Annotated in this window: 17 protein-coding genes; 10 read left to right on the top strand and 7 right to left on the bottom strand. The window is 44.4% G+C overall.

Annotated elements, in window-relative coordinates; translation table 11 throughout:
- Positions 1–534: 534 nt before the first annotated feature.
- Positions 535–1,689, bottom strand: a complete 1,155-nt coding sequence (metK, locus tag ACVBIO_RS01870; protein WP_447162158.1) for a methionine adenosyltransferase — start codon at positions 1,687–1,689, stop codon at positions 535–537.
- Positions 1,690–2,184: 495 nt separating this feature from the next.
- On the opposite strand from metK, the gene tkt reads away from it, so the two are divergent.
- From tkt to ACVBIO_RS01830, 8 genes are all read left to right on the top strand, one after another.
- Positions 2,185–4,176: a transketolase gene (gene tkt, locus ACVBIO_RS01865; RefSeq protein ID WP_447171843.1), complete on the top strand. Its 1,992-nt coding sequence runs from the start codon at positions 2,185–2,187 to the stop codon at positions 4,174–4,176.
- A 215-nt stretch (positions 4,177–4,391) separates the two neighbouring features.
- A complete protein-coding gene (gene epd, locus ACVBIO_RS01860; RefSeq protein ID WP_447163196.1) occupies positions 4,392–5,408 on the top strand; it encodes an erythrose-4-phosphate dehydrogenase in 1,017 nt (338 codons plus the stop codon).
- Positions 5,409–6,067: 659 nt separating this feature from the next.
- Positions 6,068–7,243, top strand: a complete 1,176-nt coding sequence (locus tag ACVBIO_RS01855) for a phosphoglycerate kinase (RefSeq protein WP_447163197.1) — start codon at positions 6,068–6,070, stop codon at positions 7,241–7,243.
- 292 nt (positions 7,244–7,535) lie between these two features.
- Complete coding sequence (gene fba, locus ACVBIO_RS01850; RefSeq protein ID WP_447160198.1) at positions 7,536–8,600, top strand: class II fructose-bisphosphate aldolase; 1,065 nt, start codon at positions 7,536–7,538, stop codon at positions 8,598–8,600.
- Positions 8,601–8,844: 244 nt separating this feature from the next.
- Positions 8,845–9,585, top strand: coding sequence for a DUF481 domain-containing protein (locus ACVBIO_RS01845; protein WP_447160199.1), 741 nt, complete (start codon positions 8,845–8,847; stop codon positions 9,583–9,585).
- A 327-nt stretch (positions 9,586–9,912) separates the two neighbouring features.
- Positions 9,913–10,650, top strand: coding sequence for a winged helix-turn-helix domain-containing protein (locus ACVBIO_RS01840; RefSeq protein WP_447163198.1), 738 nt, complete (start codon positions 9,913–9,915; stop codon positions 10,648–10,650).
- Positions 10,643–11,170 (top strand): hypothetical protein, encoded by a 528-nt coding sequence (locus ACVBIO_RS01835; RefSeq protein WP_447163199.1) that lies wholly within the window; start codon positions 10,643–10,645, stop codon positions 11,168–11,170. The genes ACVBIO_RS01840 and ACVBIO_RS01835 overlap by 8 nt, the downstream gene beginning before the upstream one ends.
- Before the next feature lie 402 nt (positions 11,171–11,572).
- The gene (locus tag ACVBIO_RS01830) at positions 11,573–12,994 is read left to right on the top strand and encodes a hypothetical protein (RefSeq protein ID WP_447160202.1); all 1,422 of its coding nucleotides are present in this window, start codon (positions 11,573–11,575) and stop codon (positions 12,992–12,994) included.
- 42 nt (positions 12,995–13,036) lie between these two features.
- On the opposite strand, the gene ACVBIO_RS01825 is transcribed toward ACVBIO_RS01830, so the two are convergent.
- The 4 genes from ACVBIO_RS01825 to ACVBIO_RS01810 all read right to left on the bottom strand — a co-directional run bounded on the left by ACVBIO_RS01825 (position 13,037) and on the right by ACVBIO_RS01810 (position 20,653).
- Entirely contained in the window at positions 13,037–15,256 is a 2,220-nt protein-coding gene (locus tag ACVBIO_RS01825; RefSeq protein ID WP_447160203.1) for a PAS domain-containing protein, read from the bottom strand.
- A gap of 136 nt (positions 15,257–15,392) precedes the next feature.
- Positions 15,393–16,001: a TatD family nuclease-associated radical SAM protein gene (locus ACVBIO_RS01820; protein WP_447160204.1), complete on the bottom strand. Its 609-nt coding sequence runs from the start codon at positions 15,999–16,001 to the stop codon at positions 15,393–15,395.
- Positions 16,002–16,277: 276 nt separating this feature from the next.
- Positions 16,278–19,424, bottom strand: coding sequence for an efflux RND transporter permease subunit (locus tag ACVBIO_RS01815; protein ID WP_447171842.1), 3,147 nt, complete (start codon positions 19,422–19,424; stop codon positions 16,278–16,280).
- Complete coding sequence (locus ACVBIO_RS01810; protein ID WP_447169225.1) at positions 19,424–20,653, bottom strand: efflux RND transporter periplasmic adaptor subunit; 1,230 nt, start codon at positions 20,651–20,653, stop codon at positions 19,424–19,426. The genes ACVBIO_RS01815 and ACVBIO_RS01810 overlap by 1 nt, the downstream gene beginning before the upstream one ends.
- A gap of 356 nt (positions 20,654–21,009) precedes the next feature.
- On the opposite strand from ACVBIO_RS01810, the gene ACVBIO_RS01805 reads away from it, so the two are divergent.
- Positions 21,010–21,588: a hypothetical protein gene (locus ACVBIO_RS01805; RefSeq protein WP_447160207.1), complete on the top strand. Its 579-nt coding sequence runs from the start codon at positions 21,010–21,012 to the stop codon at positions 21,586–21,588.
- A 71-nt stretch (positions 21,589–21,659) separates the two neighbouring features.
- Here ACVBIO_RS01805 and srmB read toward each other — a convergent pair whose 3' ends face one another.
- A complete protein-coding gene (gene srmB, locus ACVBIO_RS01800) occupies positions 21,660–22,886 on the bottom strand; it encodes an ATP-dependent RNA helicase SrmB (protein ID WP_447160208.1) in 1,227 nt (408 codons plus the stop codon).
- Between the two features lie 78 nt (positions 22,887–22,964).
- Positions 22,965–23,705: a tRNA1(Val) (adenine(37)-N6)-methyltransferase gene (locus tag ACVBIO_RS01795; protein ID WP_447171841.1), complete on the bottom strand. Its 741-nt coding sequence runs from the start codon at positions 23,703–23,705 to the stop codon at positions 22,965–22,967.
- Positions 23,706–24,223: 518 nt separating this feature from the next.
- Between ACVBIO_RS01795 and brnQ the strand changes: the two genes are divergently transcribed.
- Entirely contained in the window at positions 24,224–25,567 is a 1,344-nt protein-coding gene (gene brnQ, locus ACVBIO_RS01790; RefSeq protein WP_447171840.1) for a branched-chain amino acid transport system II carrier protein, read from the top strand.
- Positions 25,568–25,998: the final 431 nt, after the last annotated feature.

Below are 25,998 nucleotides of genomic sequence, written 5' to 3'. Positions count from 1 at the left end.
TAGTTGTAGATGACTGGAATAATCGAATTATTCTTAATCAGTACTAAGGAGCGAAATGGTTGCGTCTGAAACCTAGTGTAGATGCGGATTAGGCCATCGAAAACAGGGTGAAAGATAACGAAGTTATCAGGCTCTTGAACGAGAGGTATGGATACCGAACTGGCTTTTTAACAAGGATGTTTTTTGTTTTCGTTGAGCTCACAGGGCTGATTCTGTTCCATACAGAATTTGGCATTCCCTCCATCCATGGAGGTCAGACGTGCTTGTAGCGAGCCTAAGCTGTATCTGCACATACGCTTGCCGCAGGCAGTTGGAACCACAATAGATAAAGTTACTTACTTGGTTCCATATATCTAACCAAGCTAGAAATCATCCTTGGTAAATCGTCATAAATGTTCCGGACACAACGACGATTTATTATTTTGAAAAAGTCATCCATGGTAAATCGTCATAAATGTTCCAGACATAAAAAAACCGCCCTTAGGCGGTTTTATATTAGCGTTGAACCAGCAACGCCGAACTAATCGATAACGATTAAAGACCTGCGTCAGCGCGTAGTGCGTCAACTTTGTCAGTAGCTTCCCATGGGAACTCGTTACGACCAAAGTGACCATATGCAGCCGTCGCTTGGTAGATTGGGCGAGCTAGGTTTAACATCTCTGTTAGACCGTATGGGCGTAGGTCGAAGTGACGACGTACTAGGTCAATCAATAGCTCTTCGCCAACTTTAGCAGTGCCAAATGTTTCGATGCTGATTGAAGTTGGCTCTGCAACACCAATAGCGTAAGACACTTGAAGCTCACAACGGTCTGCAAGACCTGCTGCAACGATGTTCTTAGCAACGTAACGTGCTGCGTATGCTGCACTACGGTCAACTTTTGATGGGTCTTTACCAGAGAAAGCACCACCACCGTGACGAGCCATACCACCATATGTGTCAACGATGATCTTACGACCCGTTAGACCACAATCACCTACTGGACCACCGATAACGAAACGGCCAGTTGGGTTGATGAAGTATTTAGTGTCTTTAGATAACCACTTAGCCGGTAATACTGGCTTGATGATGGTTTCCATTACACCTTCAATGAGGTCTGCTTGAGTCACATCTTCGCTGTGCTGCGTAGATAGAACAACTGCATCGATACCAGCAATGCTGCCATCTGAGTTATAAGCAAAAGTAACCTGACTCTTCGCATCAGGACGTAACCATGGAAGTGTCTTGTCTTTACGTACTTCAGACTGACGCTTAACTAGCTTGTGCGAATAAGTAATAGGCGCAGGCATGAGTACGTCGGTTTCGTTGTTGGCATAGCCAAACATTAAACCTTGGTCACCAGCACCTTGCTCTTTAGGGTCAGCACGGTCAACACCTTGGTTGATGTCTGGAGACTGCTTACCAATTACGTTTAGGATGGCGCAAGAGTCGGCATCAAAACCCATATCTGAGTGAGTGTAGCCAATGTCACGTACAGTCTTACGGGTGATCTCTTCGATATCAACCCAAGCTGAAGTGGTAACTTCGCCGCCAACCATAACCATGCCAGTTTTGACATAAGTTTCGCATGCTACACGAGCTTTTGGATCTTGCGCCAAAATTGCGTCTAGTACCGCATCAGAAATCTGATCGGCGATTTTATCTGGATGACCTTCTGAGACCGACTCAGAGGTAAACAAGTGCTTTGCCATGATGGAAAATCTCGTCTTTAAACAATTTGAATGTGTAGAAGTATCTACATCTAGACGGCTATTCTAGTGTAAAACAGAGTTGATGACACCCCTTTCACTAAATTTTGTGCAGTCACGCGCGCATTTTATTTGCTAGATACATATTTAATAGGGTTTTTGATTTACATTAGATCTATGTAAGTAAAGGTGATTTTTACTGTTTTATGCGCAGCGTTCTGATTTAGGAATGATCAATAATTTGCCCATTTTTGCCAAAAACTCACCGCTGAAATAGAAAAAAGCTATTATTTGATGGCATTAATTTGCTCAAGCTTCATTCATCTCACTTAAAAGTGCCAATATTTTTCATTCTGGGTGAATTAAATTTGCGTCCTACTGGCGAGTAGGCGAAAATATGGCTCCAAAATTTGCTGTAGGGAAGGGAAAAGCAAATACAAATTTGTGGCCCTTTTCTCAATCTAAGCCTCAATACCTCAAAACGAAGCAGGAGAGAGCATGTCATCTCGTAAAGAACTCGCAAACGCAATCCGCGCATTGACCATGGATGCTGTTCAAAAAGCCAATTCTGGTCACCCAGGTGCACCAATGGGGATGGCTGATATTGCTGAAGTGCTATGGAACGATTTCCTAAAGCACAACCCAAACAACCCAGACTGGGTTGATCGTGACCGCTTTATCCTTTCTAACGGCCACGGCTCTATGCTTATTTACTCTTTGCTGCACCTTACAGGTTACGCATTACCTATCGAAGAGTTGAAAAACTTCCGTCAGCTTCACTCTAAAACACCGGGACACCCAGAATACGGTTACACACCCGGTGTTGAAACGACAACTGGCCCACTAGGCGCTGGTATCAGTAACGCTGTAGGTATGGCGATTGCTGAAAAGACACTGGCTGCACAGTTCAACCAGCCTGGTCACGACATCGTTGATCACTTCACATACTGCTTCCTAGGCGATGGCTGTTTGATGGAAGGTATCTCTCATGAAGCATGTTCACTAGCCGGCACCCTAGGTCTTGGCAAGCTAGTCGCGTTCTGGGATGACAACGGTATCTCTATCGATGGTCACGTAGAAGGCTGGTTCACTGACGATACGCCTAAGCGTTTTGAGTCTTACGGCTGGCACGTCATTGCTAACGTAGACGGACACGACAGCGACGCAATCCGCGCAGCTATCGAAGAAGCTAAGTCAGTTACTAACAAGCCAACAATGATTTGCTGCAAAACCACAATCGGTTTTGGTTCACCAAACAAGTCTGGCAGCCACGACTGTCACGGCGCACCACTAGGTGATGCTGAAATCGCAGCGGCTCGTGAATTCCTTGGCTGGAACCACGGTGCATTTGAAATCCCAGAAAACGTTTACGCGGGTTGGGATGCTAAAGAAGCGGGTCAAGCTAACGAAGCTAACTGGAACGATAAGTTCGCAGCATATGAAGCAGCATTCCCAGAATTGGCGGCTGAATACAAGCGTCGTGTTATTTCTGGCGACCTACCTGCTGACTTTGAAGAGAAAGCACAAGCTTTCGTTCAAGAGTGTCAAGATAAAGCAGAAGGCATTGCTAGCCGTAAAGCATCACAAAATGCTATTGGTGCATTTGGCGCTATCCTACCTGAAATGCTAGGTGGCTCTGCAGATCTAGCCGGTTCTAACCTAACGCTTTGGTCAGGCTCTAAAGGTATTCAAGACGATCCAGCCGGTAACTACATCTATTACGGTGTACGTGAATTCGGCATGAGCGGTATCATGAACGGTGCTTCTCTACACGGTGGTTTCATCAACTACGGCGCAACGTTCATGATGTTTATGGAATACGCACGTAATGCTGTACGTATGTCTGCATTGATGGGCATTCAGAACATCTTCGTTTATACCCATGACTCTATCGGTCAAGGTGAAGATGGTCCAACTCACCAGCCAGTTGAACAGCTTGCAAACCTACGTATGACACCAAACATGACGGTATGGCGTCCATGTGATGCGGCTGAAACTGCGGTTTCTTGGAAGAATGCAATCGAGCGCCGTAACGCGCCAACATCGCTAATCTTCAGTCGTCAAAACCTTGCTGCGCAAACACGTACTGCAGAGCAGTTAGCGAACGTTGTTAAAGGTGGTTATGTACTAAGTGATTGCGCTGGCACACCAGACCTAATCCTGATTGCTACAGGCTCTGAAGTTCAGCTAGCACTAGATTCTGCAAAAGTACTGACTGAGCAAGGACAAAAGGTTCGCGTTGTGTCTATGCCGTCAACTAACGAGTTCGATAAGCAAGATGCGGCTTATAAAGAGTCTGTACTACCAGCCTCTGTGACTAAGCGTGTTGCGATTGAAGCGGCTCACGTTGATTTCTGGCACAAGTATGTTGGCTTTGGCGGCGCAGTTGTGGGCATGAGCACCTTCGGTGAGTCTGCTCCTGGTGGCGACTTGTTGAAGTACTTTGGCTTTACTGTTGAAAACGTTGTAGCAACCGTTAACGGACTATAATCAGCTAACGTGTCAGAGCTAATGATGCAATGGGCGGTTAACCTAGGCGCGAGTCGAAAGATTAATCAGTGTATTGCATCAATAATTTGCTCTATGATACAGAATAATTGTTTACGTATTTTTTACTTTAAGCATTTATGATACAACGGCTTACCTATTGAGGTAGGCCGTTGTCGTATCAATAATTAAGCTGTTAAAGGAAATAGAAAGCTTACATGATCAGAGTCGCTATCAATGGTTATGGCCGTATCGGTCGTTCAATTCTTCGTGCAGTGTATGAATCTGCCAAACGTGACCGCATTCAGATAGTGGCGATTAATGAGTTGGCCAAACCTGAAGCGATGCTTCATTTAACTCAGTACGACACCACCCACGGGCGCTTCCACACCCAAGTGTCACTTGATAATCAGCATATGATTATTGGTGACGACGCCATTAAATTGCTGCATGAACCTAATCCTGAAAATCTGCCCTGGAAAGAACTGGATATTGATATTGTTTATGAAGCGACGGGCGTGCTTAATGACAGAGTGCAATGTGAAGCGCATATAAAAGCGGGTGCTAAACAAGTTCTAATCAGTAACCCGTCATCTAGCGATGTCGACGCCACCATTGTTTATGGTGTTAACCAAGATTTACTCAAAGCCGAACATACCATAGTGTCGAATGCATCATGCACGACTAACTGTATCGTACCTGTGATCGACGTGCTCGATAAGCATTTTGAAGTTAAAAGTGGTGCGATTACCACTATCCATTCGGCAATGAATGATCAGCAAGTGATCGATGCCTATCATGACGACTTACGTAGAACCCGCGCCGCTGGTCAATCAATCATCCCTGTCGATACTAAACTTGCCCGGGGTATTGAGCGTATTTTGCCGCACATGAAAGATAAGTTTGAAGCTATCTCTGTACGCGTGCCGACCATTAACGTCACCGCAATCGACCTTTCCGTTACGCTCAATAAGCGCGTCGATATCGAAACCGTGAACCGAGTGCTTAAACAAGCAACTGAAGGTTCATATTCTGGCGTGGTCGGATTTACCAATGAGCCGTTAGTATCGTGTGACTTTAACCACGACCCACGTTCAAGCATTGTCGATGGCACGCAGACCCGAGTCAGCGATGGTCATTTGGTAAAGCTATTACTCTGGTGTGATAACGAGTGGGGTTTTGCTAACCGTATGCTCGATACCAGTTTAGAGATGATTAAGGCAAGAAGGTCCTAGGATCTAGGTCCTAGGAAAGTCAAAGACGGTAAAAGCAGGTTAAAGGCTGAGAAGGTTCTAGGTCCTAGGAAAAGCGAAGACGGGAAAGGCCGGAAAGGCTGAGACGGTGCGAGCAGAGACGGAAAAGCTAAGAAACGGCAAAGATGGGACTTTGCTGTTCCTAGTAGGGCGTAGCCCGTCCTCGCAGCGAAGCGTCCTAGGATCTAGGTCCTTGTTCTAAAGTAGGTCGGCATTTATGCCGTCACCTTTGATGGGCTAAAGCCCAACCTACATAAAAAACACAATGCCGTCTTTTGATTGTATAGCAGGGCGAAGCCCGCTCTCGCAGCGAGTTTACGAGTGCTCTAGATTCTAAAGAAGATAAAGCCGAAAGAGCAGGTGATAAGTCGAGAATAGCTGAGACGATACAAGCTGAGACGGCAAAGGCCGCAAAGGCAAGATGGTAAAACAAAAGCTGAATAGACAGAGAATCAACGGCAGCGGAAAACGAAAGATTATAAAGAGCCAGCTTGGTGTTGTTTGGTATGCAGAACCTAGAACCTAGAACCTAGAACGTTGGTGTTGTGTCCCGGCGGTCTATCGATACCGTTTTATTGAATTTTTGCTCAACTTAAATTTTTTAACTTTAATTTTAACTTAGATAGTAAGGAAGCATGAAAATGGCGATTCTTAATATGAAAGATCTGGACCTTCAAGGTAAGCGTGTGCTTATTCGTGAAGATCTTAACGTACCAGTAAGCAATGGCGTAGTGACAAGTGATGCCCGTCTGCGTGCATCATTGCCAACGATTAAGCTAGCCCTTGAAAAAGGCGCCGCGGTAATGGTGATGTCTCACCTAGGCCGTCCAACTGAAGGCGAGTTCAACGCTGAGTTCTCAATGCAACCTGTGGTTGATTACCTGACAAAGGCGCTAGATTGCCCTGTGCGTCTTGCTAGCGAATACCTAGACGGTATCGAAGTTGCTGTTGGTGAAGTGGTTGTATTTGAAAACGTGCGTTTTAACGTCGGTGAGAAGAAGAACGATGAGGCGCTAGCTAAGAAGATGGCGGCACTTTGTGACGTGTACGTGATGGATGCATTTGGTACTGCGCACCGCGCACAAGCATCGACGCATGGTGTTGGTCTACACGCACCAATCGCCTGTGCTGGCCCATTGTTAGCCGGTGAGCTAGAAGCTTTAGGCAAGGCGCTTGATAACCCTGCACGCCCAATGGTGGCCATTGTTGGTGGCTCAAAAGTGTCAACAAAACTGACTGTACTTGAAAGCCTATCGACAAAAGTTGACCAACTTGTTGTTGGTGGCGGTATTGCTAACACTTTCGTTGCTGCTGCGGGTCATCAAGTCGGTAAGTCACTTTATGAAGCAGACTTGATTGAAGAAGCTAAGCGTTTAGTGGCTAATGCCCAAAGCCGTGGTGGCGATATTCCTGTACCTACAGATGTAGTTGTAGCAAGCGAGTTTAGCCCTACAGCGACAGCAACACTGAAAGATGTAAGCGATGTTTCAGACACTGATATGATTTTCGATATCGGCCCAGACAGCGCTGAAGCACTTGCTGAAATCATCAAAAATGCCGGTACAGTTGTTTGGAACGGCCCTGTAGGTGTATTTGAGTTTGATCAGTTCGGTGAAGGCACTAAGCGTATTGCGCAGGCGATTGCTGAATCTAATGCTTTCTCTATTGCTGGTGGCGGTGACACATTAGCGGCGGTTGATAAGTATGGTATCGCAGATAAAGTATCTTACATTTCAACGGGTGGCGGTGCATTCCTTGAATTTTTAGAAGGAAAAGAGCTTCCTGCTGTGGCAATGCTTGAGAGTCGAGGCGAGTAATCGTTACGATTTGATACTCATCTAGACCAAGCAACAAAAAAATTACCAAACTGTTTGTTGGCGGGCTTTAAATCGACATTTGTCGGAGTTACACTAGCCGCCAATAAAACAGTGATAAACGTTGTGTATCCAAGCAGTTTAAAAATCCGATACAGCAACTGATATAAAAATAATAAATAACAGTAACCGTTTTAATGTTAGTCGGTTTGGTACTGGCAACGTTAGAGCATAAAAATCCATCCAAACGATAGCGACCTCGGTGAGGCAACTCACCCTATTATTGGAGTAAAAAATGGCCTTAATTTCCCTACGTCAAATGTTAGATCACGCAGCAGAACACGATTATGGTGTACCTGCATTTAACGTGAATAACCTTGAGCAGATGCGTGCAATTATGCAAGCTGCTGAAGCAACTGATAGCCCTGTCATCGTTCAGGCATCAGCTGGTGCACGTAAGTATGCTCGTCCACAGTTCCTTAAGTACCTAATGGCTGCTGCACTTGAGCAGTATCCAGATATCCCTGTATGTATTCACCAAGACCATGGTACCGACCCTGATATCTGTCAGCGTTCTATCCAGTTAGGTATGTCTTCAGTGATGATGGACGGCTCTTTGATGGCTGATGGTAAGACGCCAGCATCATACGAGTACAACGTTGACGTAACTCGCCGTACAGTGGCCTTTGCTCACGCATGTGGTGTGTCAGTAGAAGGTGAAATCGGTTGTTTAGGTAGCCTAGAAACTGGTGAAGCTGGCGAAGAAGATGGGATTGGCGCTGCTGGGATCCTGACTATGGATCAGATGCTAACAACACCAGAGGAAGCGGCGCGCTTTGTTGCTGACACTCATGTTGATGCACTTGCGATTGCAATTGGTACAAGCCATGGTGCTTACAAGTTTAGCCGTAAGCCTACCGGTGATGTGCTGCGAATCGATCGCATCAAAGAGATCCATGCACGTATTCCAAACACTCACCTTGTTATGCACGGTTCATCTTCAGTACCGCAAGAGTGGCTAGAGATCATCAACCAGTATGGTGGTGCTATCCCTGAAACTTACGGCGTACCACTAGAAGAGATCGTCGAAGGCATTAAGCACGGTGTGCGTAAGGTTAACATCGATACTGACTTGCGTTTAGCATCGACTGGCGCAGTACGTAAGTTCCTTGCTGAGAACCCTACTGAATTTGATCCACGTAAATTCTTGAAGGCGTCAATGGAAGCGATGGCTGATATCTGTACTACACGTTACGAAGCCTTTGGTTGTGCTGGAATGGCCTCTAAGATCAAGCCTAAGTCACTTCAAGCTATGTATAAAGCTTACCAGTCTGGCGAGCTTGATCCACAAATCAAGTAAGCATTAACGAATAAATTTGATTAAAAATACCTGCCAATGTGCAGGTATTTTTTTGCCTGAAATGTACAACTAAGCCAACTATTTAAGCCCACTATCTAAGTCGCTATCTAAACAGCTAAGTCTATGGTTAGAAATATTCAGTTTGCTATTAGGTGAATGGTGTACTACCCGTTTTCAATTGTTAGAACAAAATGTTAATATTGCGCCGATTTTTAGGGAATAAGGTAAACGGAGTACTAATAATATGAAAAAAATGCTTACAGCTTTGGCAGTGGTAATGGCTGCTCCTTTTGCTGCGCACGCAGGTGCTGACTTTGTAGAAGGCGATAAGACTTTCGCAGGTGAAGCTGAGCTGGGTGCGACTTTAACCACGGGTAACACTGAAACGTCTTCAGTGAAAGGTCGCTTGAACATGCTTCAAGAGCTGGGTAACTGGGAAAACCAGTATCTGTTCGAAGGGTTGTACAAGGAAGATACGGGTGATGTTACCGCTGAGCGTTACTATGGCGGTATTCAGGGAGACTACAAGTTCGATGAAAAGAACTACATGTACATCACTGCTAACTACGAAGTTGACCCATTTACGGGTTACGATTATAAAGCTGTCGCTTCGGCGGGTTATGGTCATAAGTTCATCGATAGCAGCGACATGTTCCTCAGTGCCGAAATCGGTCCTGGTTATATTTTTAAGAAGCTCGACGAAGAACAGTCTGCATTATTAGGTTTTGATAATGAAGACAGTGTTATTGCCCATGGTGCGGTTAACTTCACTTATGATATTAGCGAAAGCTCTAAGTTCACGCAGTTATTTGTTGCTGATTATGGCGATAGCTTAGAAGGTCGTTCTGAAACTGCTATTACAGCTAATATTATCGGTGCCTTGGCAATGAAATTTGCCGTTATCGTACGTTATAACGATAAGCCGTTAGATGATAAAGAAAGTACAGATACTGAGACAAACATGACTCTGTTATATGCCTTTTAAAGGCGTTGACAAGCAACTGAACTCGATGCTTTAAATGAGTACTACTGCTTAGTAACTGTAAATATTTGTCAATAAAGGTACCTATCCGGTATCTTTTTTGTTTTTTGTTGGTGATGTTTTGCGCAGCATTTTATTTAAAATATCAGTCATTGCAACCTTCGACTTACTAACGTAACAGACTGTTACTTGCATTTGTTAAATAACGATAATTTTTATGTGCTAGAACTCACGAAAGCAGCATCAGCTCTGCTTTAGCGTTATTTAATCACGGACTCCGCCGAGGATTCACAGTAAACTGGATACAATTATTAGGTAAGAGTCGTTAACGTGTATATAGGTCCATACCGATTTGATCTCACACTGCAAGAGTTGGTTCATAGCCGCTTAAAGTCAGCGCCCGGGTTCAAGTTATCCAACATTGAGTTTTTGGTATTACATCAATTGATGTCATCAAGAGGCCAAGTTGTATCTACTGAGTTTATGTGCGAAGAATGCTTGCCTACAGTAGTGACCCATCACGACATTGCTACCGCGGTACAAAACATTAAACGCTTTCTTGGTGCAGAACATGCTAGCTGGATTGAAGCGATTAATAAGCAGGGTTATCTATTGCATGTTAAGGCACAAGAAAAGCCGATGTTTAATTGCACTCTCAATTCTATTTCAATTAAAAACTATGTGCTTTGCATCATTCTTGGGATCTTACTGATCATTTTCTTAGCGACTAATCTGCAAACAACATCGGATATTAGCTTGTCGATACCCGATAGAATAAAAATTGCAGGAACCGAGTCGATACTCGTACCTATATATACAAGCGATACAGATAAAGACAATTTTCACAGTAGAGTTAAGGAGTTGTCGCTGCAGTTGGCGAGCTGTGACAAGCTTAAGTGGCAACGGGTTTATATTGCGCCGTCGAGTGATGGCAGTCGACTTGAGTTCTTGATGAATAATTTAGCCGATGACGGCCAGGCTTGTAACAATTTAAAAGTGAATAATGTGGCTAATGATTGGCGCTTTATTGATGAAGCATGGCTAAAAGAGGTTGGGTTCTGTGAGTAAAGGATTAAATTGCGGGCCATTTTCAGGCTTCAAATCTACGCCAATTCTAGCAACATTAACCTTTATCTTTGGTTTATGTCTGCTACTTGATCACGCCATTGAGCCTGATGATAATTCAAGCCTGTCTTGTACCTCGGGTTCCTACCGTGTTGGCACCGGTTTTGAAGCGACTCAACGACTCGAAATGACTAACACTCAAAAGGGTATTGATATAGCGTTAAGCTTCTTCAAGGGGGATAAGTTAACCCATAAAGTTATGGCGAACGGGACGGTTACCCCCATTAAGGCGCCTATTCTTACCTATGAAGTTGAATTGGCACAGGGTCAGTATTTACGAGGCTTATTGCAAACTGATTATAGTGAGTCATTACAAGCGGCGATAACGCAAGCACAAGAACACCTTGTTGATGAGCAAAGTAAACCCTTTCAAATAAGGGTGCTAGAGATGAATAAAGCGGCTGGAGTCGTGACGATTCAAATCAATCCTGGTAATCATCTATGGGCTTGTAAACTGGATTAATCACTATCTTTTTAGGTGAGGTTTGTCTTGCGGCGCGTCTAAAGAGAGCTATCCCTAAGCTGCATTGCTAAAAGAGTTGCCAATAAGACTTGCTAGTCTGGAGGGGAAATAAGAGTTTCCAAGCAGGAGTGGAAATTTTAGTGAGCAATCTTAGCGAGCAATCTTAATGGCTAATTTTAATAAAAAAGCTTAATAGCTAAGCTTAATCACAACAAGTGTCAATATCGGTTAGACTTAACAAGGTCTATGTTACTTATTGAGCATGATTTCTAATACGATTACAGGTCATTGTTAATTGTGATAGCGTTAACACTATCGTGTCGATGCGAGTTGCGTTCCCCATACCAGAAAGTTCAATATTGTCAGTACCGCGTCATTTTCTTCGTTATATAAAAGGTGTATGTGTCTAAAGTCAGAATAAAACAGGAAGAAGCACTGTCGATTAAATTTCTTCACCAGATGGAGGTGGGTGATAGCCGCCGGCTGGACCTGTATTTTTTCCTTCCGAAAGAGATGGGGATTAATCCCCAAAGCCTAAATGAAGAGGAGTATTTCCACTCCTCGATAATTGGTCGTCGCTCCTATTATTCTTCCGGCTTGCACCTGCCGTTAGTGCAAAGCCGCTTTGCCAGCCAAAAGAAACGTACAGTCGAGGAGTTTAGGCTCTACTTGAACTTGTTTGCCTACCAGTTTGCCGTCGCCATTGAGACCGACAGTAAAGAGTTAGCTCAGACTGAAGATTTTGAAAAGTTTTATAGTTCACTCGATGAGTTAAGTGAACAAGTGACGAGCTTGCTTAAGCGTTTTAGACGTAATGAGCCCAGTGATGAAAAGTGGAAGTCCTACTTTGAAAACGCCGATAACTATCTTTCCTGGTTATGTGAGCAACGCTTACTAAAATTGCTCGCTCATGCGCCCAGAACCAGTGATTTTAATGAAATTAACGATAGAGTCGTGGCACTTTGTCGCGCTGAGGCGCTTTATCGTCAAGAGCGTAGCTATAACTCGTCGCAAACAGTTAAAGACCCAAACCGTATCGCCAATAAGATGCTGCTATTAAGACGCCTTATACAACAAGGTGTCGTCCTTAAAGAAGATTTAAAAACCTTAGGTGTCGGGCTTAAGAAAATGACCACGGGTATCGCCACGGGCATGGTGATGCTTGTGGTGTCAGCCTTGATTATTAAAGCTCAAGGCTTCTTTAGCGGATTAACCATCGCCTTAGTGCTGACGCTGGCGGTGATTTACGGTTTTCGTGAAATCTTTAAAGACGATATTCGTAACGCCATGTGGCGAGCTATCCAAAAAGGCCGACCACGTTGGAGCCGGCTCCTAAGTGATACCACCAGTAAAAGTATTGTCGCTAGGCAACTTGTTTGGCTTGAGTTTATGCGTAAAAAAGAACTGCCAGATATGGTGTCGCAGATCCTGACTCAACGACATAGCCAAAACAAAATCGATGCCGAGATTCTTCACTACGGCATCCATACCCGGGTTTCGCAGAAAGACTTCTTAGCAGGATACTCGACTATTCAGGAGCAAGTGAACTTTAGTTTTGCACCTTTTGCCCGCAACTTAGAGCGTGGTAAGGATAGGATCTATAAAGAGCAAGATGGAAAGATCAGTAATGAATCCGTTGAGCGTCGTTATCAAGTAAACCTGATCTTGGCTCTGCGAGATGGTAAACAGGTGCCACAATATGCACGCTATAAAATCACCATGAATCGTTCGGCCATTATTGAGATCACAGAGAGTGATTTACCGTCAGGCGTAACGACCATGGAGGAAGCGCCTTTTAAGGAGGAGCTTAAAGCCCCTGCGTAAGTGAAGGGGCTGTGCATTAACTCAAAAGTGTTAACGCGAAGACTAAATAAGCTGCCTTGTATAAGCCTGGCAGATTTGCTGCTGACCGGTTTGCTTAGCACGCTTTAGCGCGACTTCAGCATTGGCAATCAGTTGCTCAAGGCTTTGCTCTGCTTGATAAGAGGCAATACCGATACAGATCCCTTCACCTAGACCGTTATCATTGAGCTTATTTAAGGTCTCAATGGCAAAATAATGGGCCTGATCGGAGTCGGTATCGGGTAATACAACGATTAACTTGCCTAACTGCCAATGGGACATCTGGTAGCGGTGAGGCAGATCGCGTAACAAATGGATCTCCACTTCTTTTTGGCGAGATTCAATTTGGCCCATATCACTCATATGGCTTAGCATATCCTCGGCACTGATATCTATCATGAGCAGGCTAGAAAAGTCCTTGCAGTGCTGAGTTAAGTTATTGAAGTATCTTTCTAAATCATCTTTGTGGTTAAAGATGGTACTTCGCTTTGGTACTGAATTAAGGCCATCTTTATTTGAGTGCTTAACTATGGCTTGTTCAAAGCTACATTGTATATACTCAAGCTCTCCTGAATTATCTAAATAGCCTTGTAACGTGGCTTGTAAGCAACTGTCTTGTACATGATTCATCATCGCAAAAACCTGTCCTTTCCAGCTACCTTGGATCTGTAGCTGTTGGGAAATTTGAGGCCAGTGATGACTAAACTCTTCACTTAAAAGATGGATAACATTGAGTTTGGTGCTGTCTTCCACTTGCAATAGCGTGTTGAAAGCCGAGTTTGATTTGACCACAACGCCTTTTGCATCGGTGAGTACGCTGGCTGTTGGGCCATTGTGGAGCAAACGATTCAACATCGCCTCTTCTTGGATCTGTTTAAGTTCGCTAATGTCTTCAAAGGTTACCAGCATAAAGCGGCGATTTTCATCCTTACTGACTTCTATGCGCACACTGATTTTCAGCCAAATATGGGGAGTGGTATCTGTATATAGCTCGCTTTGCCAATGCTCTGTTTCATCAACTGTCTTAATAAAATCTAGATATTGGTCATCATTCAAATTGAGAATGCGCTGCAAACTACGATCGGAGAGCTCATCGATAGGCAAGGCAAGTAATTTTGATGCTGAAGAGTTCGCCGTTAACACGCGACCACTATCGTTGGCGATGATACAACCTAGTTCGCTATCAAATAGGCGATTAGTCATATCAATACTGAATTCTCGGGAACGTTGCTCTATACGATATAAGTGAGTTAAGAAAATCACTAAAGAGGCTAATAGTGTGATCAGGACTGACCCGATGATAAGAATATTACGCCATTGAGAAAAGTTAGCTGCGATGTCCGTATTTTTAATATAAGACACCAAAAAGTATTCTCTGCGCGTTTCATATTGCGTGGTTAGCTCTACTTTCAAGTAAACGAAGGTGGCCACATCGCCATGGAACTGACCAAAATTACTCATCGCCATTTTACGCCAAAGGGCCGGGTAAGACTGCTTTAAGCTACCGCCCATGGTTTCGGGGAGGCGAGTCACGCCCGTGCTCTGTTGTGCACCGGCATAAAGCAAACCTTGAGTATCTAGCATCATCAAGGGGGCTTGCTTGCTCGAATAAGCAGGTTTAATACTTTTAAGCATTTTAGACATAGAGTTATAGGTAACAAGGTAGCCACGAATACTCTGATCTGGATTTTCTAGCCAAGCAAATTGATATAGAAAGGGCTCAAGCTGGCCATCAATCGGAGTAAATTCTAATGGCGAGGTGTAGATTTCATTTCCCCCCATATTTCTAGCTCCACCGAGTAACGCGGGGGGCAGGCTTTCATTACCAAAATCGTTGCTGGTGGCAAACTTATGTTGGCCTTGAGGATCGTAAAGGGCAATACCCAATAATTCAGGGACGTTATCGACTAGAATGTCCCAGTTATTAAGCAGCTGTTGCTGATTATCTGAAGAGGGTAAATTCAGGTAATGTTTAAGCAGTTCAGCTTTAGCAAACATCTGCGTTCTAAACTGCTGGAATGACACTTTATCTGAGATTAGTGCGCCAACCGCTTGTAGCTCACTGTAACGTTGGGTTGCCCAGTCTTCCTGCAAACGCCTTTCACCTAAGGTGATAATGATATTAGTCAGAATGATGATCGAAACCAACAGCATACAGAGCTGGCTCGCGGCGGCTAAGATACGTGCTTGAGACCAACGGATCCCTTGAGCACTGATTAATAAAGGTTGTTTGCGGGTTAGCATGTATTGATATTTATTACAGTTATTATGCCTCGCATACTAACATGAATTAACATTTGAGATAATGTTTGTTAATCATGTTTGTGCAATGCAAAGCATCAATTTAATTCAGTATTTTCCCCCAGAGTTAAACCGCTATCTAGCCGACGATATCTAACTCTCTTTGCTTAAAGTGAGCGCCTCTGTTTTCCACCAGTTTGCGGCATGCCTCGATATCGACGCCTTCGAGACCATTGATCGCTGACACTTGCACGTCGTTAACAAATTGAGGTGCAAGCTTAATGAAATCAAGCAATGCCCAGTAAGCTCCAGCTAACTTGGGGCGGCAATGTTGCTGGTAAAGTGTTTCGGTATCGGCATTGAGTGAAATCGATAGGCTATCAACACAAGTGGCTAGCTCGGGAAGAATATTGCGTTTATGGAATAGGTTACCGAGTCCATCCGTATTGACGCGCACTTTACCTCCTTGGAGCTTAATTTCTTTAGCGACATCGAGCAAAGTGGTTAGGTTTAGCGTGGGCTCGCCATATCCGCAGAATACATATTCATCAAATTGAGACACATTCCCAAGCTGCGCGATTAATTCGTCGGCTTTGGGTTGGCGGTTAAGATCGAGTTGATACTCATGCACCTGCTTACTACCATTGTGTTTAGGGCAAAACTGACACCTTAAGGTGCAGCGACCGGTAATATTAAGGTAACGGCTATTACGGATATCATACACAAGTGTGGGCTGGCAAACAGTCATCATCGCGCCTATCTAGAATTGCTATCGGCTAAGGATAATGCTTTAGGCTAATTAAATCTGTTTACTGGATCGAGTTATCTAAACTCAGTATGTGGTCAATTTTAGCTGAGCACGACAGGGCTAATATTTAGCTGTTTATGGCTTATACCGATTGTTATATTGATGGCCTTAGACTGGGTGTATTTGCGTGGTATTTGGCATCCCTTTACGATCTGTTCAGCGCGAAGCAGAGCATTAAAAAGGGAGGCTCAACGCCTCCCTTTTATTAAACATGGGTTATACCGATGCTTGGTCTGACTTTGGCTGCCACCACCAATGGTAGAAGCGGCTTAGGCCGCGCCTAACATCATCTAAGATGATGTAAAGGATCGGCACTAAAATCAGTGTTACCACGGTAGAGAATAAAATACCAAAGGCTAAAGACGCCGCCATCGGGATCACAATCTGCGCCTGTAGGCTTTTCTCTAACAGAATAGGGACTAAGCCAACAAAGGTTGTAAGTGAGGTCAGGATAATCGCTCTAAAGCGATAGCAACCTGAGTCGACAGCCGCTCTCACAATACTGTGGCCCTCGGCGCGCGCACGGTTAACAAAATCGACCAAGATCAATGAGTCGTTTACCACAACCCCTGCTAATGCAACGATGCCACACAAGCTTAAAATGCTCATGTTTAAGCCTAAGATAAAATGACCAAATAGCGCACCAATCATACCAAATGGGATAACAGACATAATGATCAAAGGTTGGCTGTAAGATTTTAGCGGAATGGCCATTAACGCGTAGATAGTAAACAGTGCGAAGAAGAAACCTTGTAACAGGCTCACTAACGCGCTTTGCTCATCGGCGCTACCGCCATCGAGTGCAGTAGAGATACTAGGATACTTAGCCTGTAGCGCAGGTAAGAACTCTTCTTGGATCTCTGCAACCACTTTAGAGGGTTCAACCTTATTGGTATCGGCGTTGGCGATAATGCTAATCGCTCGTCGGCCATCGACACGGGTGATCGATGAGTAGGAGTCTCCAAGCTGTAGCTCTGCTACGGTAGAAAACGGTACCGCCACGCCATTTGGAGTACGAATTAGCATATTCTCAAGGTGGCCAATAGTGCGGCGTTGCTCGAGTGGATAGCGCACCATCACCTTAACTTCTTCCTTGTTGCGCAAGATCCGCTGAGCTTCATAGCCATAAAAGCCATAACGTACTTGGCGAGCAAGATCTGACAAGGTTAAGCCTAGAGCCTCCGCTTCAGGGCGGATCTTCAGCTTAATTTCCTGGCTACCAGAAGAGAAATTATCGGCTATATCATAAACGCCCTCGTAGCTGCGTAGTTTCTGCTTGAGCTCTTCAGAAGCTTTAGATAACTGTTCAAGATTGCTAGAGGTTAATCTAAAAGAGATATCGCCACCGGCATCATTGGTACTGGCATTAATATTGAGCTTTTTAACCGCCAATAACTCTGGCAACTTTTTACGCCACGCATTAGCAATTGCTTCGCCATCAATGTCGCGGTCTTCGCCCTTGGTTAACTCCGCAAAAAGGAAAGCGCTGGTACGAGAACTCATATTAATAAAGCTGTGCTTTACGACTGGGTAGCCGAGCTCTTGCTCCATATCGGCATTCATCGCATAGAGGGCTTCTTCGACTTGCTGCACCACTTTTAAGGTGTTCTCTTCAGAGCTACCTTCATCCATTTCAAGATTGACCTGAATAAAATCAGACGGTAGGTCAGGGATAAACACCCAACGAACCTGGCCACTAATGACCAAAGCGAAAGACAGGATCAGCACGCCGACAAAAATCGCCACCGTATTGTAGCGCTGCACGATACAACGTTCTAAAAACGACCGGTACTGATGATGAATAAAGTACTGCATTTTATCGTTTAGTCCCGCTTTTAAGCGGCCGAGTAAACCTAATTGCTCACGGGGTTTGCGCGGTTTCATATGGGCTAAGTGAGCAGGTAAGATCAGTTTTGATTCAATGAGTGAAAATATTAGGCATAAAACGACTACCATACCGATGGATTTCCAGATAATCCCTTGCGGACCAGAAACCATCAGCATTGGCATAAACGCGGCAATGGTAGTGAGTACACCAAAGGTGGCAGGCATGGCGACTTTCTTGGCACCTTTAATCACATTATCCAGCGAGTGACCATTTTCCTCTATCTCACTGTAAGCACTTTCGCCAATGACAATAGCGTCGTCCACCACAATCCCTAGCACTAGAATAAATGCAAATAGGGTTAACATGTTGATTGACAACGAGAAAGGCTCTAGCGGCATAAATAACATGGCGCCAAGGAAGCTAATAGGCAGCCCCATCATTACCCAGAACGCCAGCTTTATTTCTAAAAATAACGCCAAAATGAGGAACACCAACAAAGCACCATAGAACATGTTAGACAGCATCATGTTCAAGCGACCTTTAAGGTAGTGAGTCAAGTCGCCCCAGGTATCGAGCTTTGCGCCTGTTGGTAATGCATCACGCTTTTGCTCTATGTATTGTTTGATCTGCGCTGAAATATCCAGTGCGTTTTGGTCGTCGACACTGAGAATTTCGATAATTGCGGCTGGCTGACCATTAAAGCGAGTGTACTCAAGACGCTCCTCAAAGCTGTCGTTAATGGTCGCGACTTGCGGCAACATCACTCGGCTACCGTCTGGGCGAGTACTGACGACTATCTTAGAGAAGTCTTCGCCGGTATAGGCTTGACCTTTGGTGCGCAGCAAGATATCACCATCTTTAGCGCGAATAGAGCCACCCGGTAGATCGATAGAGGAGTTTTGTACCGCTTGAGCCACTTGCGAGAACGTCAGACCATATTCTCTGAGCTTATTCTCTGAGAGCTCAATCGCAATTTCGTATTCGCGTACGCCAGTAACCTGAGCGCGGGTGACGGCGGGGAGTGCGGCGACTTCGTCACGAATCGTTTTCGCCAGTTCCTTCATCTCTTGCAGAGACTGATCACCGTAAACTGAAATCCAAATGACGTTGTTTTCTGGCTTTATACGAGAAATATTAGGTTTTTCGATATTAACGGGAAACGTTGAGATGGCATCGATGCGCAGCTTGGCCTCATCTAAAATATCTTGTGGATCGTAGCTGTCTTCGACTTCAATGGTTACCAGACCGACGCCTTCACTGGCGATAGAGGTGACCTTTTTAATACCATTGATATCTTGAATGGCCTCTTCAATTTTTATATTGATCCCCTCCTCAATTTCTTGAGGGGCGGCGCCAGGATAGGCAACAGAGATCTGTAAATAGTTAAGCTCAAATGATGGGAAAATTTCTTTATTGATAATTAAGGTGCTGAATAAGCCGCCTATGATTAAAATCCACATCAATAGGTTGGATGCCACATTGTTTTTGGCAAACCAGGCAATTAAGCCTTTTTGGTTTTCATTTTCAGTGGTCATTATTGTGCACCTGCATTAGCAAGTTGCTCTTCGCTGTTGTCACTGCTATCGGTATCAGTATCTTGAGTTGAATTAGCCTCTTCACCTAAGACTTTAACCACCTGACCATTTTCAGGATTGGTAAGATTAGTCAGTGATACACGCTCACCGTCGACAAGGCTGTCTTTAATGTAGACATTTTCGAGATCGCTTTTGACAACATTAACGTCTCTGATCTCAATGCTGTTATCGTCAGTGACTATAGTCACTTGATTGTCACGAACCAAATGACGAGGCAGTTTGACGATCCCCTCGACAGTGCGGCCTTTAATGATAGCGGTAACAAAAGTACCATACTTAAGCGGTAACTGACCTTCGCTGCGTTGACCTCGAAGGTAAGGGTCTTTGACTTCAGCGACCAAGTAAACCATGCGGTTTTCAGCATCTATAACGCCTTCGCTGCGAATAATTTGTCCTTGCCAGGTTACGGTCTTACCCGCTAAGTCAGCACTTAAGGTTACGCCTGTATCGGGGTTATCGACGGATTCAAGATAGGCAAGGTCGTTATTTGATAGCGGCAATCTCACCTCGGCAATGCGAGTATCGTAGAGCTCACCTAGGTTTGTGCCTAAAGTGACGTATTGCCCAAGGTCGACGTTACGGCCCTTGATAATGCCATCGAAAGGTGCGCGAATTACGGTGCGCTCTAAGTTACGTTGTGCGCGGGCGAGAGCGGCTTGCTGAAACTTTACGTTAGCTTGTTCTTGCTTTAGTTGCGGTAGACGCAGGCCTAATTCAGGTGGAATGCCACCGTCATAGCCTTTCCAGTCATTCTTAGCCACTTCACCTTTAGCGACCTCTTCTTCTAGCGCCGCTTTTGCTTGAGCGAGTGATGCCTGAGCTTGCATTAAGTCTGCTTCATAATCAGATGGCTCAATAACGGCCAGCTCCTCACCCTTCTTGACTACGCCACCGGCAACAAAGTTATTTGAGATAGACAGCATGCGCCCTTGGACTTCGGTGACCAATTGAGTTTTATATTTAGGGCTCACGATACCGTAAGAGGGGAGGTTTAACGAAACGGTTTGCACCTTAACCTCGGTGACATCAACAATCGGGAGCGGGATCTCATCATCTTTTTGCTCAGGTGCTTCCTTGGTGTTGATCAAGAGCTGAGCCGCAACAACGAAGGCGAAAAGAATAAAGAGAGGTGTCATTCTCCGAAGAATGGTTTTTATTTTAGTTATCATCTGATCCTGCTTTTCCGTGCAAAGACTTCTTCTTATTGCATAAATTACCAGAGTCAGACTTAAGGTGGAATCTTTATTTGTAACAAATTTGTTTCATTTTATGGGTGTCGCTGTAATTGCTTAATAAGGCATCGAGCATCAAACGTGAATACTTGGCGCCATGTCGATCCAATGACTAAAGTTGTGGGTAGCATCATCCAACTCACATTGTATAAGTCAAATTATCTAGCGGTGACTCTAGCAACAACACAAGTTTGCTTAGCTTCTATTTGATGTGAGTGAGGTATTGATAAATAGATACTCAGATACTTAAATATTTAGATCTCAATGAATAGTGAGTCATTATGGTTAACGCAATGAACAACAAATTTAATCCGAGTCATGAAACTCACAAAGAAACGCTGATAAAGTTTCTGGCTTTACTTGTCATTATCGTTGCTTATTTTGGGTATATGAGTTGGAAATATAATGCGTCTACAGGTTTTGCATTAGCAATATTAAGCTGGAGTTTTTTTGTACTGTGCACACCCGTTGCTGATGGTGGGTTTCTCATCGCCTTTCCTGTGCGTTTACTGTTTAAAGTCAAGATGGCAACGACTCAAGTCGTGCTGTGGTTTATTGCTGTAGGGGTCAATGTTTACTTTATTAGCTTTTCTGAAAGTACTTATCAACTGACGTTTCTCACCCGATTACTCGAACATATTCTGACTCAACCTATTCCTTATTGGAGCATCCTCGCAATCAGCGCTGTTGGTACCTTCTTATCGGTTTATTTTGGCGACGAGATGATGGATGTCGTGACGCATAAAGACCGAGTAAAACACCATCAGCATGGCTTTAAATATCGGGTAATTTTGGTTGTCGGTATGGGGGCAGTAACCGTTACGGCGTATTACCATTTATTGCGTAGTTTAGGTGTGCATATACCAGTGTAAAGGGATAAAAAAAAGGGCCACGAAAACGTGTCCCTTTAGATGTGAAAGAAGCGCTCTTATCCCTAAGGGAATTACTTCTTCTTTTTCTTTTTGTTCTTCTTACTGAAGTTTTTGCCTACTGGACCCGGCTTTTTCTTTCCAGGCGGCTTCGCTTCTTTGTTCTTTGGACGCAGATCTTTAACGAAACGACGCTTCAGTGGTTGCTCGATATAACGTTCGATTTTACCAACAACACGAATGTCATGGGCTTCAACTAGCGAAATAGCTGTACCTTTAGCGCCAGCGCGACCAGTACGGCCGATACGGTGAACGTAAGTATCTGCTGAGCGTGGCATATCGAAGTTAATAACATGGGTTATATCGTCAACGTCGATACCGCGTGCAGCAACGTCTGTTGCTAGCAAGATATTCACTTCACCTTTGGTGAAACGGCCCAGTGCTTGGAAACGCGCTTTTTGCTCCATATCACCGCGCATAAATGCACAAGTAATCCCTTCTTTTTGTAGTAAGCCTTCAAGGCTAGCGACCGCTTCACGTGTCTTGACGAAGACGATGGTGCGTTGCACATCTTCTTGTTTTAACAGTGCGCACAGCAGGGCAAATTTATGGGCTTTGTCATCGGCTAAGTGGATCCACTGATGAATTTTGGCTTTTTCGCTACGTGGTGCTTCAGCTTCAAGCTTAACGGGATTCGTTAACAGCTGATGCGAGAAACGACCTACGTCACTGCCTTCAAGCGTGGCAGAAAACAGCATGGTTTGCTTACGACCGACCGATTCGATTGCAATGGTTTCAACAACGGCAGAGAAGCCCATATCTAGCATGCGGTCGGCTTCATCAATAATCAGTACTTCTACTTCTTCCGCGTTGAAATGACCTTTGTCTAGGTATTCCATTAAACGGCCAGGAGTGGCGACTAAAATATCAACGTTCTTCTGTAGCGCTTCTTCTTGAGGACCGTAAGGGACACCACCTGTGATGATGACGCTGTCTAAACCTAGGCCTGTAGCAAGGTGGCTGGCATAGCGATGAATTTGGCTAGCAAGCTCACGAGTCGGTGTCAGGATCAATACACGTGCGCGGCCGCCATATCGACGTGGAAAGTCGAGAAGGTGTTGCAACGCAGGCAGAAGAAAGCTTGCAGTCTTGCCAGTACCCGTTGGCGCACGAGCTAAGATATCTCTTTGCTCCATGGCAACTGGGATTGTTTGTTGTTGTATGGTAGTGGGCTTGTTATGACCCATTGCTTTCAGTGACTCTAACAAACGAGGGTCAAGCTGGAGATCTTCAAATTGCATGCGTGGCATCTCAATAAATAATAGCCGGACATTATAAAGCTTATAGCAGAGACTTTAAACGATTAGATCGCCAGATCCTTAAAGCTTTAAATAAAAATCCTGACTCAGTTGACTAAAGGCTTTGCTGTACTGACCATTTTTCTCTCGGATATAAAGCTGCTGTTGAGAAGCCGTCTGTATATCTGTATCGCAATCGATAATATTTTTTGCTGTTAAATCATGGGTAAGCACCAGTATTTGACGATTCGGCGCTTTACCTTCAACGCTGGCTGCTAGCAGTTTGTGGCACAACCTCAAGTTATGCGTCGCCAAAATGGCTTCCAGCAGACTGACTGACTCAGTCGGTAATATGAGGCTAGCTTGCCCCTCGGGCGCTAATAGCTGCTTAATCGCTGCTAATAAAGCCTCAAAACTTAAACTGTCAGTATGGCGCGCCGTCGCTCTCGAAGCGTTACTCGACTGCGGTCCGTTAGCGAAATAGGGCGGATTGCAGATGATATGCTCAAACTGCTTGCTGTGGCCGTTTTGGCAATAGGCCTGGATATCACAACAGATAAGTTCTAAGCGATCTGACCAGGCTGAGGCATTAAAATTGTGCTGACAGTCGAGTGCTGCTTGGTCGTCAAGTTCAATTGCAGTGATTTTAGCTTGGCTGCGCTGAGCGGCCATCAGACTTAATAGGCCACTGCCAGCCCCAATATCCAAAATAGTCTGTGCCTGACTTAAGGGCGCCCAAGCACCAAGTAATACTCCATCGGTACTTACTGGCATACCACAGCGATTGTCATCAATATGAAATTGTTTAAAGGTAAATGGCATTGCAACAGGGTCAGTTTGAACAGTTAACTTAATTGTACGCTAATCAAACCTCTGCGGTAATCTACTAAAAGTGATCTGTTGTTAATGTTTTTGGATGTGTTGCGAATTCATGCTGGTAAGTGGTTACTAGCTTTAGAGTGCTTGCTGGGTATTAACGCGAATGTGTCTGCTTGTGGGTGCTAATAGGGTGAATGTAAGTTATGAAAATCAACTGTTAACCCCTTGTTGCCATCTGTATCGAGATTGGGTTTTATTAGGTATGCCAGCTTGTTTATTAGAAGTTACTCTGATAATAGTATGCCCCTCTTTACTCGGTAAAAGCCCAGTTTTAGAGAAGGTAAAACAGTTTTAAAGCAATTTAAGCGATAATATTTCCGCTGCTGTTCATAAACTCGCCATGTATAGGCCGTATTTACCACGGAGCCGTGTAAACTAATCATTACGCATTTTTGTTGTCATCCAAATATGGTGCCTTAGTGGCGTGATGGCATGAAATAGTTAACTAAAATAAAATCTAGATGGGGCATAAAGTGCAAAACAATCAAATGAGTATCGCAGATACGTTAGGGTTAGGTTTCATGACCTTCGCGTTCTTCTTAGGCGCGGGCAACCTAATTTTTCCGCCTTTAGCGGGCTTTATGGCTGGTGAAAATCTCACCCTTGCCATGTTCGGTTTCCTTATTACAGCTGTCGGCCTACCACTGATCACTTTGATTGCTGTCGCTAAAGCAAACGGTAAAATTATGCAGTTGCTGCCTCCCATCGCAGCAACTGCACTCGCCGTGTCGATTTTCATCATTATAGGGCCTGCGTTTGCAGCACCAAGAACCGGCCTAGTTGCTTATGAAGTTGGCTTTAAGCCATTTTTAGAAGATACGTCGGCAACCTTTATGCTTGCAGGCTTAACGTTAAACATCACGCAACTATTCTATACGCTGGCGTTTTTTGGGCTTTCAATGGTGCTGGCACTGTTCCCTGGTAAGCTACTAGATAGTGTTGGTAAAGTATTAACCCCGATCCTTATTTTACTATTAATGGGTCTAGCGGTTTCAGTTATTGTGATCCCAGGTAGCGACATTGGCGCTGCGGTTGGTGAATATCAAAGTAACCCGCTAACGAAAGGGATCTTGGAAGGCTACAACACCATGGATACCTTGGCTTCGTTAATCTTCGGTATGTTGATCATCGACATTCTACGCAAGAAAGGCATTATAGAGCCAAAAGCACAGACTAACTATTTGATTAAAGCGGCCTTGATTGCAGCAAGTGGTTTGGCATTTGTTTATGTATCATTATTCTATCTAGGTGCGACAGCGGGTGACTTAGCTGCCGGTGCTGAAAATGGTGGCGTGATCTTAACTAACTACGTTATCGCTAAATTTGGCGCGAGCGGCATGGTATTGTTGTCATCAGTTGTTACTCTTGCTTGTTTAACAACTTCAGTAGGCCTTATCAGTGCCTGTGGTGAGTACTTTAATGAGTTAGCCCCCAAGGTATCTTATCGCCGCTTTGTTGTATTGGTGAGCGTTGTTTGTGCAACCGTTGCTAACGTTGGTTTAGCGCAGTTAATCGACATTAGTGTCCCAGTATTGATGACGGTTTACCCTGTCGCAATTGCATTGGTTGCAGTAACTTTCTTAACTGAACGTTTTGCTTATCCAAAAACCGCGCATCGCCTGGTCGTTAGTGTGGCGCTGTTCTTCGGTATTATTGATGGCTTTAAAGCGGCTAAAGTTGATGTAAGCATTTTTAATTTCATGCCTTTACACAACGAAGGTATGGCATGGTTACTGCCTACAGCTATCGTGATTATTGCTTGTATGTTTGTAAAAAAGCCTGCTGAGCAGCTTGCGGTTAATTAAAGCGAGAAAGCAGATTGTCGAGCGACTGCGTATAGCGCAAAATGGTTCGATGACATAATATTGAGGCGATGTTTCTAAGAAGCATCGCCTTTTTTATGGCAAGAAGGTTTAAAAGAAGGTTCTAGGAAAAGCAGGTTCTAGGAAAAGCAGAGACGGTACAAGCTGAGACGATGCAAGACGGGTAAAGCTGAAAGGCAAAAGACGGAAATGCCACAGCATAATGCTTTTGTAGGTTGGCATTTATGCCGTCATTGATGATGGGTAAAACCCAACTTACATAAAACCCAACTTACATAAAACACAGCGTCGCTTTTGTTGTTCCTAGTAGGGCGTAGCCCGTCCTCGCAGCGAAGCGAGCTAGGATCTAGGCCCTTTTGCTAAAAATAGGTCGACATTTATACCGTCATTGATGATGGGTAAAGCCCAACTTA

The sequence above is a fragment of the Shewanella sp. 0m-8 genome (genome assembly GCF_052977265.1).
The sequence above is the reverse complement of the archived record's forward strand: the minus strand, read 5'-3'. Positions and strand labels throughout refer to the sequence as shown.

Bases quoted from the DNA above. Each gene is read 5' to 3' on its own strand.
- ACVBIO_RS01825 (WP_447160203.1), bottom strand. From the start codon at position 15,256: ATGCTAACCCGCAAACAACCTTTATTAATCAGTGCTCAAGGGATCCGT.
- brnQ (WP_447171840.1), top strand. From the start codon at position 24,224: ATGGGGCATAAAGTGCAAAACAATCAAATGAGTATCGCAGATACGTTA.
- ACVBIO_RS01845 (WP_447160199.1), top strand. From the start codon at position 8,845: ATGAAAAAAATGCTTACAGCTTTGGCAGTGGTAATGGCTGCTCCTTTT.
- fba (WP_447160198.1), top strand. From the start codon at position 7,536: ATGGCCTTAATTTCCCTACGTCAAATGTTAGATCACGCAGCAGAACAC.
- ACVBIO_RS01820 (WP_447160204.1), bottom strand. From the start codon at position 16,001: ATGACTGTTTGCCAGCCCACACTTGTGTATGATATCCGTAATAGCCGT.
- ACVBIO_RS01810 (WP_447169225.1), bottom strand. From the start codon at position 20,653: ATGATAACTAAAATAAAAACCATTCTTCGGAGAATGACACCTCTCTTT.
- ACVBIO_RS01855 (WP_447163197.1), top strand. From the start codon at position 6,068: ATGGCGATTCTTAATATGAAAGATCTGGACCTTCAAGGTAAGCGTGTG.
- metK (WP_447162158.1), bottom strand. From the start codon at position 1,689: ATGGCAAAGCACTTGTTTACCTCTGAGTCGGTCTCAGAAGGTCATCCA.
- epd (WP_447163196.1), top strand. From the start codon at position 4,392: ATGATCAGAGTCGCTATCAATGGTTATGGCCGTATCGGTCGTTCAATT.
- ACVBIO_RS01815 (WP_447171842.1), bottom strand. From the start codon at position 19,424: ATGACCACTGAAAATGAAAACCAAAAAGGCTTAATTGCCTGGTTTGCC.
- ACVBIO_RS01795 (WP_447171841.1), bottom strand. From the start codon at position 23,705: ATGCCATTTACCTTTAAACAATTTCATATTGATGACAATCGCTGTGGT.
- ACVBIO_RS01805 (WP_447160207.1), top strand. From the start codon at position 21,010: ATGAACAACAAATTTAATCCGAGTCATGAAACTCACAAAGAAACGCTG.
- srmB (WP_447160208.1), bottom strand. From the start codon at position 22,886: ATGCAATTTGAAGATCTCCAGCTTGACCCTCGTTTGTTAGAGTCACTG.
- tkt (WP_447171843.1), top strand. From the start codon at position 2,185: ATGTCATCTCGTAAAGAACTCGCAAACGCAATCCGCGCATTGACCATG.